Source organism: Parafilimonas sp. (assembly GCF_051953455.1).
GTDB lineage: Bacteria > Bacteroidota > Bacteroidia > Chitinophagales > Chitinophagaceae > Parafilimonas.
Map to the genome: position 1 here is coordinate 273,443 of NZ_JBQCIT010000014.1, position 12,796 is coordinate 286,238.

14 protein-coding genes are annotated in these 12,796 nt (G+C 34.0%); 9 read left to right on the forward strand and 5 right to left on the reverse strand.

What is annotated here, in order from left to right; all coding sequences use genetic code 11:
* Nucleotides 1–229 precede the first annotated feature (229 nt).
* Entirely contained in the window at nt 230–1,237 is a 1,008-nt protein-coding gene (locus ACTHN6_RS05860) for a hypothetical protein (protein ID WP_440434790.1), read from the forward strand.
* A gap of 217 nt (nt 1,238–1,454) precedes the next feature.
* On the forward strand, nt 1,455–2,216 hold the full coding sequence (locus ACTHN6_RS05865; RefSeq protein ID WP_440434791.1) for a restriction endonuclease: 762 nt from the start codon (nt 1,455–1,457) through the stop codon (nt 2,214–2,216).
* A gap of 74 nt (nt 2,217–2,290) precedes the next feature.
* Here ACTHN6_RS05865 and ACTHN6_RS05870 read toward each other — a convergent pair whose 3' ends face one another.
* Genes ACTHN6_RS05870 through ACTHN6_RS05885 form a run of 4 tightly spaced genes read right to left on the reverse strand, consistent with a single transcriptional unit; the run spans nt 2,291 to nt 5,151 of the window.
* The gene (locus tag ACTHN6_RS05870) at nt 2,291–2,863 is read right to left on the reverse strand and encodes an SEC-C domain-containing protein (protein ID WP_440434792.1); all 573 of its coding nucleotides are present in this window, start codon (nt 2,861–2,863) and stop codon (nt 2,291–2,293) included.
* A gap of 58 nt (nt 2,864–2,921) precedes the next feature.
* A complete protein-coding gene (locus ACTHN6_RS05875; RefSeq protein ID WP_440434793.1) occupies nt 2,922–3,869 on the reverse strand; it encodes a cyclic GMP-AMP synthase DncV-like nucleotidyltransferase in 948 nt (315 codons plus the stop codon).
* A 1-nt stretch (nt 3,870) separates the two neighbouring features.
* On the reverse strand, nt 3,871–4,884 hold the full coding sequence (locus tag ACTHN6_RS05880) for a CBASS cGAMP-activated phospholipase (protein ID WP_440434794.1): 1,014 nt from the start codon (nt 4,882–4,884) through the stop codon (nt 3,871–3,873).
* Between the two features lie 3 nt (nt 4,885–4,887).
* Nucleotides 4,888–5,151, reverse strand: a complete 264-nt coding sequence (locus tag ACTHN6_RS05885; protein ID WP_440434795.1) for a hypothetical protein — start codon at nt 5,149–5,151, stop codon at nt 4,888–4,890.
* Nucleotides 5,152–5,613: 462 nt separating this feature from the next.
* Here ACTHN6_RS05885 and ACTHN6_RS05890 point away from each other — a divergent pair, with 462 nt between their 5' ends.
* From ACTHN6_RS05890 to ACTHN6_RS05920, 7 genes are all read left to right on the forward strand, one after another.
* Nucleotides 5,614–6,894, forward strand: a complete 1,281-nt coding sequence (locus ACTHN6_RS05890; protein WP_440434796.1) for an AAA family ATPase — start codon at nt 5,614–5,616, stop codon at nt 6,892–6,894.
* 216 nt (nt 6,895–7,110) lie between these two features.
* The gene (locus ACTHN6_RS05895) at nt 7,111–7,617 is read left to right on the forward strand and encodes a hypothetical protein (RefSeq protein ID WP_440434797.1); all 507 of its coding nucleotides are present in this window, start codon (nt 7,111–7,113) and stop codon (nt 7,615–7,617) included.
* A gap of 348 nt (nt 7,618–7,965) precedes the next feature.
* Entirely contained in the window at nt 7,966–8,607 is a 642-nt protein-coding gene (locus ACTHN6_RS05900; RefSeq protein WP_440434798.1) for a hypothetical protein, read from the forward strand.
* Between the two features lie 202 nt (nt 8,608–8,809).
* On the forward strand, nt 8,810–9,391 hold the full coding sequence (locus ACTHN6_RS05905; protein WP_440434799.1) for a RusA family crossover junction endodeoxyribonuclease: 582 nt from the start codon (nt 8,810–8,812) through the stop codon (nt 9,389–9,391).
* Between the two features lie 286 nt (nt 9,392–9,677).
* The gene (locus ACTHN6_RS05910) at nt 9,678–10,748 is read left to right on the forward strand and encodes a ParA family protein (protein WP_440434800.1); all 1,071 of its coding nucleotides are present in this window, start codon (nt 9,678–9,680) and stop codon (nt 10,746–10,748) included.
* 251 nt (nt 10,749–10,999) lie between these two features.
* Nucleotides 11,000–11,923 carry a hypothetical protein gene (locus tag ACTHN6_RS05915; RefSeq protein WP_440434801.1) on the forward strand — a complete coding sequence of 308 codons (924 nt, stop codon included), beginning with the start codon at nt 11,000–11,002 and terminating at the stop codon, nt 11,921–11,923.
* Between the two features lie 168 nt (nt 11,924–12,091).
* Nucleotides 12,092–12,280, forward strand: coding sequence for a hypothetical protein (locus ACTHN6_RS05920; protein WP_440434802.1), 189 nt, complete (start codon nt 12,092–12,094; stop codon nt 12,278–12,280).
* Here the strand turns inward: ACTHN6_RS05920 and ACTHN6_RS05925 are convergent.
* Entirely contained in the window at nt 12,267–12,761 is a 495-nt protein-coding gene (locus tag ACTHN6_RS05925; RefSeq protein WP_440434803.1) for a hypothetical protein, read from the reverse strand. The two genes, ACTHN6_RS05920 and ACTHN6_RS05925, sit on opposite strands and share 14 nt — an antisense overlap.
* Nucleotides 12,762–12,796 lie beyond the last annotated feature (35 nt).

Consider the following 12,796-nt stretch of genomic DNA (forward strand, 5'->3'; position numbering starts at 1 on the left):
ATTGTAGAGAGCTGTTTCGTGGATAAAGTATTTGAAAAACAAAAAGATGATTAATTTAGAAAACTCTAATTGCAACCGGCACTAAAATAAGGGGAGCTTACAGATTGTCCCAACGACAATTGAATTTGTATAACATTAAAGTGCTGATTTTGAATAGTGGTTTTTTGAGGAGTTTCGTATTATATAACACAGATTAGCGTTAGGCGATATTTGTAGACCCCCACTAAATATGAAGAGTCTTTATGAGTATATAAACGAATTGCCAATTGACCAATGGCATTACTACTATGGACTTAATAATGATTTAGAAAGCGAAAAGCCTTTTATTGATAGTTCAAACTATTCAGACTTCATCTTAAACTACTTCAAAAAAGGCGGAAAAGTTGAAGTATTTGAATCTTGTCAAATAAATCCAATAGACCTTAGACTTCCTAATCACATATGCTCAGTTTTTTTATTAGGAGTGTTAATTTATTACCAGACTTCATTTCATAAAAAGTATAAATTAGGTAGCAACGACCCTGGATATAAATCATTCCCGTTCATTTGGTTTTTAATTGCACTTTTCCATGACAACGCTTATCAAATGGAAGATAAAAATCAACTACAGGACGTTGTTTCAATTGCCGATTTGAATGAAAAGTTCAATATTCAATACTTTCTGCTTGATAGAAAATTTACAAAATGCAAAGAACTACTAAGTCTTCGCAATAACTATTTTCTATTTCGCAAAAGAAGATGGGGTGTTGTTGACCATGGTATTTTAGGAGGAACACTACTCTTTGACCGACTTGTCAAAATAAGACGTGAAAAGAAAAGAAAGAATGAGGACACACTTTTCTGGGGAAAGAAATTAGAGAACCAGTATGAAATAGCTTCAAATGCAATAAGCATTCATAATATTTGGGTACAATCAAAAGATATTTGTGACCAATTTGACTTGAAAGAGTTAATAAGCTTCAAGCCAATTAATTTTAAAGAGTTTCCACTATTTTACATTTTAGGTATTATCGATACTATAGAACCTTTAAAAGAATATAAGGACGATAATCTTTCTGATACTGACATTTTAAAAAGTATCAACATCGAATTTGGAAAACAATACATTAGAGTCATAGAATCTAATAGCTCTAAAATCGATTTTTATAAACTTATTAAAAAAGCGATAGGTCTTGTTGGGTGGTTGGATGTAAAAGTTGAAGTCGAGCACAAAGAATTTAAAATTTTGTTCAGATAAACATCACCTAACATGGATTCCTATGCTGGCGAATAAACCCTCATCTTTCTGTTCGCTGCCAGCGGCGGTTCGGTCAGACGTATTTCTATTGAGCTTTTGTTTTTAACTTCACCATCATTAATTTTATTGTGGGCTTCAGTTCCGGGCTGAACATTATGAAATACCAGCACAGCAGCAAGCCCTGTTCCGTTAGCTGTAATTTGACTTCTGCTTCAAAATGGATATATATTCTAAAACTCCCAAAGATTGGAGAGACTTACAAAATAAGGTTGCTAGATTTCTTTCCGAATTAGGCTATGAAACTGACGTTGAAAAGGATATTAAAACGGTAAGAGAAATTATCAACATTGATGTTTTCGCTGTCAATAACAAGCAAATCCCGCAGAGCAAAATACTTTGTGAATGTAAGTTTTGGAATAATCCTGTCCCAAAAACCATTGTACATGCGTTTAGGACGGCCGTGACCGACTTCGGAGCGAACTATGGAATAATTATTTCAAAAGCTGGTTTTCAAAGCGGTTCTCATGAGGCAGTAAAGAATACAAACATTTTGCTATTGAATTGGGAGGAATTTCAAAATTATTTCAGGGTAAAATGGATAAAAAGCAAACAGTTTTTAGTTTCCAAAGAAACTAAGCCGCTATATGATTATATATCAGCTGGATTTCCTGTATTTTTCAAAGAACAGTACAATAAACTTTCAGAGGCTGAACTAAAAACGTTTGAAGCTCTAAATTGGAAGTACTTTCATATTTCTTTCAATTCATCTAACTTAGACTACAAAGATTTTAATACCAATGATTTTGATCTGAGAGTGTTTGAAATGTTTTTTGAACAAGCAGAGAAGGATTTCAATCGTAGCTTCGCCTCCTATGAGGAGTATTATAATTACTTAATTGAAAAAGCAAAAAAAGGAATTGAAGAATTTGACAACTTATTTAATGAAAAGCTAAGAAGGAAAACTACAGCTAATAACTAAGATTCGATGCGTACGAAGTACGAACAATGAAGGCAATTTAGAACGAAACCTGCGGTTGCGGATTTTGTTCTAATTTAACTGAAATAAGAGAGAAAATATTTAAGTTCTATTGTAGAATATACGTTTAAAGTACGAAAGGCTTTGCGGTGACATTTACTGTACTTTTTTCCGCTTCCGCAGAAACATTTAGCAACTTTGCTATATTCTTTTTTTGAGATATTTAGCTCAATAGCGGTTTTGATTGTTCTCAGGTCATTTGTTTGGAAGATGTCTTTAAAGAACTCCAAATTGCCTTTATCGCCGTGAGATCTTTCATTCAAAAAATAGCCATGCAGTTCTTTATATTTTTGATTAAAGAAATATGGTATAACCTCATTTTGTATAAACTGATGCAATGTCATCCCTTTTCGACATATAAATATTTCTTCCGGAATAGATTTAATACAACAATGCCCATCAGTATAAATATGCCAGTCAATATTAACGGGTATTCTTCCGTTTGTTTCAAAAACATGGGGGAAATAAGAAGGATATTCTGGTGTTGGTTGCATTTTTATGAAATAACTATCCACTAACAATCCATTCGCATCCTTTAATTCCAGCTCCCCATGTATATATGGAACATTATTTTCTGTTTCTGCATACATTAACTTAGGATATATTTCCTGAATATTTGCAGCTTCAACCCTAAATTTTATGAAACCATTATTTTGCATAAGGGTTGGCAGTTCTGGCGCCAATTGCCGTAGCTGTAAATATTCTCGAATTATTTTGTTCCTTATTATCTTCTCCTAACGGGAATCTATCTCCCAAATGTTTCCGCCACAGTTTACTCGCCTTAAGCTGATTTTCTTCCCTTAACGCAGCCTCTGCATCATCAATAAATTCCTGCAGAGATGTTAGAAAATTTGCCTTCCTATCATCATTGTAGTTAGCAAATAAATCATCATTAGGCATGGCCGGTGCAATGCATTCAAATCTACTGTCCAATGTTTTTTTTATTTCCTTCAAAATGTCTTTTAAGGTTATATCATCTCTTTCATTTAACACAATCTTCTCTTTGGCATTAGATGCCAAAATTGTCATAGCTAAACCACTTGGCATTTTTTTATCATGATGATCACACCATCCTTTAAGAAACATGGTATCTCTTACTAATCTTCCATCTTTATCTTTCCTTTTATTGAACCAGTCAACCATTGCCTTTGGATCACTATCTTCAAAACCGACATCTTTAACAGCAATGCGATAACACTGTCCATCAATTTTGTAATAGACAGGATGATCAATTTCATAATCACCTGCAAAAATTGAACGAATGCATTTCTTTCGGTGTTCCGGCGTTGTATTCGTATAACCGTTTACCGCATTCCATATCCATCCTTGCAAAGTGGTAGCAGTAACATCTGGTTCACGAAAGAAATACACACCATCATCCAAATCACATATATCTTCTTCCGTACGAATACCATTCTTCATTTTATGTGAACCCTGAATAAAGAATTTTGGTTCGTACTCCGGATGATTCTCTTTAAACCATTTTCGTATGCGCTCTCTTAGCTTACCTTTAGAAGTTATCATTTTGTTTTTTTTGTTACCACCAATACAAATTTCACCGTGATATATCTGAAACAGTTCGTGACAGTTTGCCATATTATTTCTGGTTTAAAAATTTTAAAATATTATGAATGTTATTCTTTGATAATTCATCGCCGATTGCTTCTAACCGTTGTATATCTTTTTTATCAGAAGCATTTAAATTAATAGTATCACTACCTAAGTCATATTGTATGCGCATATAATCAAAAACATTATCCTGTTTTGCCACCAATCTTTTAAGGAAGGAAATATATTGCTCGGTTATTTGTGCCTGGCTGTCTAAAATGATATCAAACAACCGGGGTTTGGGAAATAACCAATACCATATATCTTTTGGCTTCCATCCGGTTTTAATGACGTGTTTACCCTTACCGGTACCCAAGGATAAAAGCTGTATGTCGGAAAAACTATGCCCCATCTTATCTGTAGCTTCAAGAATACCAATAAGGGAGGGATTGTTAGCAAAGACGCCACCATCAATCATGTTTACATTTTGACCTGAACCGTGCTCATTTGAAAAGGAAAATGTATGTGGTGGGAAGTAAACAGGCGCAGAAGCACTTGATAACGCTACTTCATGAGCAGGCAATTTATAATCACGTACGTATTCCGCATTATGACGTGTCTTTAGTACATTAATCTTACCATCAATACCATTGAATGTTGGTATACATACTTTGGCTTTTAAATCATTAAGTGTTGGTGGCGTTCCGCCATTCGCAGCAGAATAAATCTCTTTCAACTTCCTTCTTAATTGTTTGTTACTGTAAATTGAAGTAACTATGGCACGGCTGCTGCGAGGTAATATCTTGAGATACCATTTTGGAAATATTAATTGTGCATTCTCTTTGTAAAACTCTACTAAATCTGAAGCAGGAATTCCCAGAGAAATGGCTATAGCTAAGATAGCGCCGGTGGAGGTACCGCAGATTAAATCAAAGTACTCGTACAATTTTTTATCCGGATTAATTCTAATTAGCTCCTGCTCTAGTTCGGACAAAACTTTTGCTGGTATCATACCTCGTATGCCACCACCATCTATTGATAATATTCGAAATCTCTGGCTCATGATCTATAAATGTTTTTTCAACCAATCATCACTACATTCTACATTACGCCAAGCAGCTTCCCTGCCAGACTTTATAACGAATATCCCATCATCTGCATCCATATATTTCAACAGATGATCTCTTACTTCCACTGCAGATTTATCTGTAACGATTGCCCAACAGGATTTTAAAATTTTAGCCCAAGTATCATAAGATTTAATTGCAGCGATTAGACTTTCATAATCTTTTTGTTTTCTTAAATCGTAATTAATAATGTAACAAGCCATTTCCAATTGTTTAAATTAATATACTTACCTGCGATTAGCTTACGGATTAGCAAGGCTTGTAGCCTGAAGACGTGTAAGAAGGCTTGTTATACCGGTGGTTTAGGCTACTGATAAAAGCAAGTGTTGTTTATATACTGAACAACACCTACATTTACTAAGTCAAAACAAGACCAGGAAAGAGCACGTTTCAAACTCTTTTCCGAAAGGCCTCAGAGGGTAGGATCTCTTGAGGCTTTTGTTTTCCTATTAAGAGCTATTCAAGTTTATATAGTTTTTAAATTTTTTCATACTTTCTTTCATAAAGCCATCAAGATTAAAATTATTTCAAATGTAATTTCAAACGAAATTTACGACTAATAAATAGTTTGATATGGAAATAATTTTACACATCTTGTGTTTTAAACAATTTTGTAGTTTAGCCTTTTTTTAGTAATGCTTATAAGTTTTACATTATCAAACTTTATGTCCTTCGGTTCGAAAAGCATTTTGTCATTTGAGGCAACTTCAATAAAAACCGGAAAGGAAAATACTTTTTTACCGCCAAGCCTACAATGGGATTACCGGTTAGTTAAATCTATTGGCATACTTGGATTTAATGCAAGTGGCAAGAGCAATTTATTAAAAGCTTTAGCTACTATGAAATATGCCGTATTGTATTCTGGAAACTCTTCAACTAATGTGTTCCAGTCAACGACAATACCTTTTTTGTTGAGAAAAAACAATACGGACCCTACAGAATTTGAAGTATCCTTTTTCTTGAACAATAGAAAATACCGATATGGATATAAAGTATTAAAGGGAGCAGTTTTAGAAGAGTGGTTGTTTTATGCTGAACCAAAAATTAGAGAAAATAATTTGTTTTATAGAAATAAGCGCATTATCAATTATAGTAAAACTTGGAATCAGGAAGCCGATAATTCCATTGATTCTCTTTTTAAAAGAGTTCAGGATCACACTTTATTCTTATCTGTTTTAAGTTTTTTAAATGTTCAACCAGCTGTCGATATATTAAAATGGTTTCAGAAAATTATAATTATTGAAAATTTAGATACTGATAAGTTTATAGACTTTGCCACAGAAAAATTACGTGATGATATTTTCAAATCAGTTTTTTTAAGAGTTATAAAAGATGGGAACGTTGGGTTTGAAGCGTTTTTTGACAAGAAAGTTTCATTATCTGAGAAAAGCGGCGATGTAGGTGTAGATTTTATTGAATTCATGTTGTTAAATGAGCTTTTACCTAAAGACAGATATACTGTTCATACCATACATAAAATTTTTGACGAAAATGGAAATGAGGCAGGCACAGTACAGTTTGATTTACGCAAACAAGAATCAGAAGGCACAAAAAAATTCTTTGGAATAATTGGTCTTTTTTTAGACTCGATTGTAAATAAAAGAATTTTAATGATTGATGAATTAGATAGCAAATTTCATTTCGCCCTTTATGAAACTTTAGTAAGATTTTTTAATAATTCATCGTTCAACCAATATGGTTCGCAATTAATTTATACAAGTCACAACACAACACTACTTGATAGAAATAAAATTCGAAGGGATCAGTTTTATAGCCTCGAAAAAAATTTGCATGGAGAGTCTGTTCTAAAGAGATTTCATGAAAAAGGAAGCACCTTACGAACAGATGCTTCTCTTTTAAAAGAGTATGAACAACGAACACTTAAAAAAAAGCAAAGAGATGATTACAATTTATTCTCTGGCTTGTTAGATTTTCCTGATTTCTAATTGAAATAAATCTTCGCGCCATTTTATATTCGGCGTAGTCTCCATGACTACGTTGCAGTGTTATCAAATCTTTGAATTGAATTTACCATTCAGTTTAAACAAAATTTACACTGACTTATAAGTGCGTGGTTGCGCATTTCTTAAGTAAAACCTGGCAGCTAGGTAGTTTAACTTTGGCATATTTTTGAGTTAGTGGTAATTCAGCCTTTGCACCATATGAATGAATTTCAAGACATGATTTTTATTAGTGAGATTTTACTACAATCAAAGATTGCACAAAGAGCCTTTGAAAGATTACAGGCTACACATAAAAATTTTGATCGCTTAGAAGTTTGGTGCTCAATTCAATCAATACTTGTCTCAACAGCCAATATATCCAAGATTCTTTGGCCAGGTAAGAATCGGGTACGTGGAAAAAGATTGCGAGGGATGCTAAAAGTGGAGGCAGACAATATTCTATCAAATCGAAATTTTAGAAATCACTTCGAACATTATGATGAACGGATTGAAGATTGGTTTGATCATCGTACCGGCGGTGTTTATATTGATTTAGCAATGAATCCATCTCTCAGAGGAGGTTTTGATGGTAATGATCACCGCGGATATAATTCATTTGATAATTCTCTGATGTTTCGTGGTGAAAGGTTGGATTTAAATAATGTATTGGACGCGCTTTTAGAAGTTCATAAGAATTGTAAGTTATATGTGTTGGACATACCTTGAACTGACACTAACAGTTCAATTGGCATATAGGGCGGGGCAACTCAAAAGCACTGAATAACATATTGCTAATTGCTTTAGTTTCGGCAGACGAATAACGTCATGCAACGGAATAAACAATGAGCTTTTGTATCTTTTATGTCGTGCATCGTCTCGCAATGCGGACGATGCATTCACCGGTGCCTGGTGTAGTTTCTATAACTAATTGCCGTGTTATCAAATCTTTGCTTTTAACTTTGCATCTACAAAGCCCCACAGGATTTTTTTATACGGGGTTTTAATCGGGGCTTTGAGGATACTTTTATATTTGTTGTGTGCAAATAAAACTTACAATCGAGGTTGCTTTACTGAATGGAACAACAACTCTTTAGGGACGACTTTATAAGCAAGCTTGACGAAAATTTTACAGAAGTAAATTATTACTTTGACTATAGGTACAAAGTATTTTTTGCTTTCAGCCCAATTGTATTTCAAGCTGCAAAATGCATAATCTTAGAATTACACTTTGCGACAATTACCTTGACTAATCATATTTTGGAAAGGCTTTTAAAACTGGCTTTAATTACAAAAGCTGTCGGCATTAAAGGTATTCCAACTGAAAAATGGAATTCTGTATTTCTTGAACCCCATCAAAAATATAGTTCTATTAATCTTGGAAATTCAATCGAGTTATGTAGAAAAGAAAATCTCATAACAGAAAGCGAAAAGGACACTTTATTTACTACAGTCAGAGAATTAATGCGAAATGGATTTTCTCATGCAGACGCAACTAAAATCCTCGCAAATCTTCCAGACAAAGTGCAAATGTTTCAAGGGACATTGAATGAACCAACTAAACTTGAAGAAATAAGTATGAATCCAAAAGTAATTCCTCCCTTACAGGCGCTGCACATGGAAAACTTTGCAAAACTTAATGCGACGAACTATTTTAAATATGTATTCAAATTATTAGAGGACATCGAAAATCGCATAGTTCAGATGGACTCAAATTAACTGCATATAACGTTGCATTGGCAATATGGCGGAGCAACGAATATATTTTCATCCCGTTATTCGGCATCAGTTCCGGCCAACGAATAATGCCGAGCAATAAAATAAACAATGAGCTTTTGTATCTTTAATCAGCAGCGGCACCGGGCTGACGGAACACAGACTACCGCCACATCGCCAATGCTTTAACGTTAGCATTAATACCATGGGAACAGTTCAATTCTTTCAAAACCCTGACATTGATGAAATATTCGTCTTTCATAGAATTGAGGTGCCGACTTCAAAGAAAGAATTCAAACCCATTTCTCAAGAAATGCAAGAGAAAATAAAACAAGTTTTTCCTGAATTGAATGTACCGTTGTTTAAGAAAGGAGAAGGTTCAAGAGGCTCTCAAGAGTTTATTGGAAATATGAGAGCAAAGTTGGTAGCAAAACGAAAAAAAAGGTGGCCTTATAAGGAAAAACTTTTGTTAACGGTTGGTGTAACAGGACTTAAAAAATTTTATGAAAGAAGGGATATTGATAATATTTTAAAATCAGTTTTTGACGCTTTCAAGGGTATTGTATTTGAAGACGACAATCAAATTGAAATAACCATTGCATTCAAGCAAATAGTTCCTCAAGACATTGTGGGCTTGATGATAGGTTTAAAGATTATAGACAATACAGTAATTGACAAGTACGTTCCAACCTTATTTTCTGATAATCATGAACATTGGGGGCAAGCATTTATTGACAGATTCACGAAACCAACAGATGAAGAGTTTAGTTCTTTTGAATTTTACTAAAGTACTACAGCCAACAAGAGTATCCCCAGTTCGGCGTAATCTCCATGACTACGTTGTAGTGTTATCAGATATTGAATTTGAGTTTGCTATCCATTTTAAACAAACTTTACACTGACTTATAAAGTGCGTGGTTGCGCATTTCTTAAATAAAAACCTGGCAATCGGGTGGTTTAAAAAATTGTTTTGCCTGTAAACTTTCGCATATTTTTGTATGCAAGGGCTGACGAGCACCTCAACTCAGGTTTAATTTTCTTCGTAAATTATCTTTCACAAAAACTTATATTAAATGGCAATTTTAAATCGATACGGAATTTGGAACAATAAAGGTGGGGTGGGTAAAAGTACAATTACATTTCATCTTGCAACCAGATACGCAGAAGTAAATCCCAATGTAAACGTTTTAGTTATTGACCTCTGCCCTCAAGCCAATTCAAGCATGATGCTTTTAGGTGGCGGTACAATTGGTGAGACAAATGTTATAAACCTTTGTACGGCCGCGACTCCTCAAACAGTTGTAGGATATTTAAGTACTGTAATTGCGGGTGGTCAAGGTGGCGCTTTACCTAACCCTGACACTTTTACTGTTTCCGTAAATGCTTATAATAATAACCTTACAGATAACCTGTTTTTGCTTTCTGGTGACGGTAATTTAGAACCCATTTCCCCAGCTATTGTAAATCAGGCTAACGCACCTGCGTTGACTCCAACAAGTCAACCTTGGGTTTGGATTCATAATATATTTAGAGCGTATGCGGACGAGTTTGCAAGAGTACATAATAATAGGGATTTAATGGTTTTTATTGACACCAATCCTGCCTTTGGTATTTATACAGAGTTAGCTATAACAGCCAGTGATAGATTATTATGCCCTGTTAATGCAGATGATTCTTCAAGAACTGCTTCAAATGCGATGGCAATACTTTTACATGGCACTAATCCACCTCATCCAATTTATGGGGCTTGGACATTTGCTACAAAAGCAGGCCAATTTCACACGCATGTTCCACTTATACATTTACTTATAGGCAATCGGTTAACACAGTTTGAAGGAGCTGCCAATGCTTTTAATGCTTTGTCCGATGCTTCAATCCAAGCACTATATAATATTTATACAGCAAATCCAGGCTATTTTACAACTAGACCTGTTGCGACAAATAATATTCAAGACTTTAGAACGAATTACTCCGCATTACTCAGAGATTTTAATACAGCAGGTGTAGTAACGGCACATCTTGGAAATAGACTTAGCCAGATGCGAGCTAATTATTATCCTGTTCATGGACAACAAGTACAATTAAACAAACAAAGAATTGATGAATGCTTGGATGCAGTTGATTCAATTCTTGCGAGGATTTAGATTTCATATTGGCCCTGCATACAATAACTAAGCATTCGTTGCGTTTGCAGGACGAACAATGAAGGCGTTGTTGAATAGTTGCTTTTGGGTTGCATGCTTTTTAAAAGCAATAATTACATGCTGTTTAAGCTATTTACATCATGTGTATATTTGAGTAAACAACAAGGTTTTTTTCACAAACTCTCATTGGGCGTAATTTTTAATTAACTGCTACATTTGATAAATACTTCGTTTAACTTCAAATCTTTCATATGAAACCAAGCAACTTTTTACTCTTCTTATTAGGGAGTATTATTGTTATCTTATTCACAAGTTGTGTTGCAGAATTGTTTGCTGGAGAAGCAATAGCAGGAAGTGAAATTATTGAAGGTGCAAGTTTGGAAACAATAGTAGCGGAGGAACCAGAAATAGCCGCTTTTGAACGAGGTTTCAAAGTTGAAAATGAAGTAATTATAATTCAAGATGTAACCGAAGTAAATAAAAATCTTTCAAGGGTTTTTATACAAAACAACAATGAACTTTGGATTAAATCAGAGAAGGGTAACATAAAAATTGCTAACGTTTTAGACGAAAACAAAATTAATTTAGTCAATGCAGGAGAAGTTACATTACCGGGTAATCTATATTATACAAAGGGTAACGGTATAAACGTTAGAATGGGGCCTGGTAATAACTATGAAGCTTATGCAAGTAAGACTATTCGCTTAGAAAATGGACAACTTGTTTTAATACGACGAGTTTCAAATTCTAATTGGTGGATATTGCCTATGGGAAAAGACCGTTACGGAAAAAATATTTATGGTTACGTTGATTCCTCTAATCTTCTACCAATCATTATAAAAACAAACAATTCTGCTTACGACAATGGACAACTTGATGATTGTAAAATTAAAAACACAGGTGATATCTGTTTTACAAATAAATCTTCTTCAATAATTACCATTTATATTGATGATGAAAAAATAAGAGACCCAAATACCTATGAAGGATATAGAGTACCTATCTTAACTTTAGAACCAAATGAAACAAGCTGTGCCTACAATATTAGCGCAAGACAACATTCAATCCATTACTTTAAAGGTGATAAATACAATCAAACTGACACTAAATTCAAACAGATAAGTGTAAAAATATGTGCTTCGGCTGACAACATAAATCCAGTCGAATTAAAATAATATATAAAACTACGCACAACAAAAGTATCCTATGTAAAGCGATTGTAAGCGGGACCCCTGCTCGGGGTAGTCTCCATGACTACGCCGTAGTGTTATCAAATCTTTGATTTGTGAAATTTAATTTGGTGCTACCTATAATAACATAAATCTTTGCATTATTCACATTTTATGGACGACACTCAACAAAATTCAAACAGTCAAAGCTCTGGAGAACAAAGCGGACAATCTCAACAACAAACCACAACAACAGTTGACATTTCTTCTTTGAGGCCAGACCCAACAGACACAAGTCATTTCTCTACGAGAAGCCAAAACGATGCAGGCATGCAAAGAAAGGGCGGCTCTAATGATGAGTGATTTGTAATACACAAAACAAAATTCCAACTGTAAGCGGCATTAATAACAATGCTATTACAGAACAGATATATTTTGCCCATCTATCATCGTTCAATTTTTCGTTTGACGATATTCTAAACTCATAATTTTCTATTTCGTTCATAATGACAAATATTAATGACACGTCTTTAGGGAATTTAGTTTTATAATATTTATCAATCACTACATCTTTTGGATATAAACCTGGTACATAATAATTGTTTGGGAGGATGTTTCTTATTATGTAAACAATCAGGGAAATTAAATAAACAAAACCGGCAATCGCAGACCAAATTTTGTTGTTTATATCTCCGGTTTGCCATTGCTGTATAATATATGCAGACAAAGCAATAATGATCGCAGAAATAATCGTTATCAAATTATTTGTTCGTGACGTTATTAAGTCTGATACTTTTATTGTATCGTCCAATTTTTTTTCTGATTGACCAAAAATAAATTTCAAGTCGTCAATACTTAAATTGTTAACATATGCATTCT

Excerpts from the sequence above, each read along its gene's own strand:
- ACTHN6_RS05860 (WP_440434790.1), top strand. The coding sequence starts at position 230 with ATGAAGAGTCTTTATGAGTATATAAACGAATTGCCAATTGACCAATGG.
- ACTHN6_RS05865 (WP_440434791.1), top strand. The coding sequence starts at position 1,455 with ATGGATATATATTCTAAAACTCCCAAAGATTGGAGAGACTTACAAAAT.
- ACTHN6_RS05870 (WP_440434792.1), bottom strand. The coding sequence starts at position 2,863 with ATGTATGCAGAAACAGAAAATAATGTTCCATATATACATGGGGAGCTG.
- ACTHN6_RS05875 (WP_440434793.1), bottom strand. The coding sequence starts at position 3,869 with ATGGCAAACTGTCACGAACTGTTTCAGATATATCACGGTGAAATTTGT.
- ACTHN6_RS05880 (WP_440434794.1), bottom strand. The coding sequence starts at position 4,884 with ATGAGCCAGAGATTTCGAATATTATCAATAGATGGTGGTGGCATACGA.
- ACTHN6_RS05885 (WP_440434795.1), bottom strand. The coding sequence starts at position 5,151 with ATGGCTTGTTACATTATTAATTACGATTTAAGAAAACAAAAAGATTAT.
- ACTHN6_RS05890 (WP_440434796.1), top strand. The coding sequence starts at position 5,614 with ATGTCCTTCGGTTCGAAAAGCATTTTGTCATTTGAGGCAACTTCAATA.
- ACTHN6_RS05895 (WP_440434797.1), top strand. The coding sequence starts at position 7,111 with ATGAATGAATTTCAAGACATGATTTTTATTAGTGAGATTTTACTACAA.
- ACTHN6_RS05900 (WP_440434798.1), top strand. The coding sequence starts at position 7,966 with ATGGAACAACAACTCTTTAGGGACGACTTTATAAGCAAGCTTGACGAA.
- ACTHN6_RS05905 (WP_440434799.1), top strand. The coding sequence starts at position 8,810 with ATGGGAACAGTTCAATTCTTTCAAAACCCTGACATTGATGAAATATTC.
- ACTHN6_RS05910 (WP_440434800.1), top strand. The coding sequence starts at position 9,678 with ATGGCAATTTTAAATCGATACGGAATTTGGAACAATAAAGGTGGGGTG.
- ACTHN6_RS05915 (WP_440434801.1), top strand. The coding sequence starts at position 11,000 with ATGAAACCAAGCAACTTTTTACTCTTCTTATTAGGGAGTATTATTGTT.
- ACTHN6_RS05920 (WP_440434802.1), top strand. The coding sequence starts at position 12,092 with ATGGACGACACTCAACAAAATTCAAACAGTCAAAGCTCTGGAGAACAA.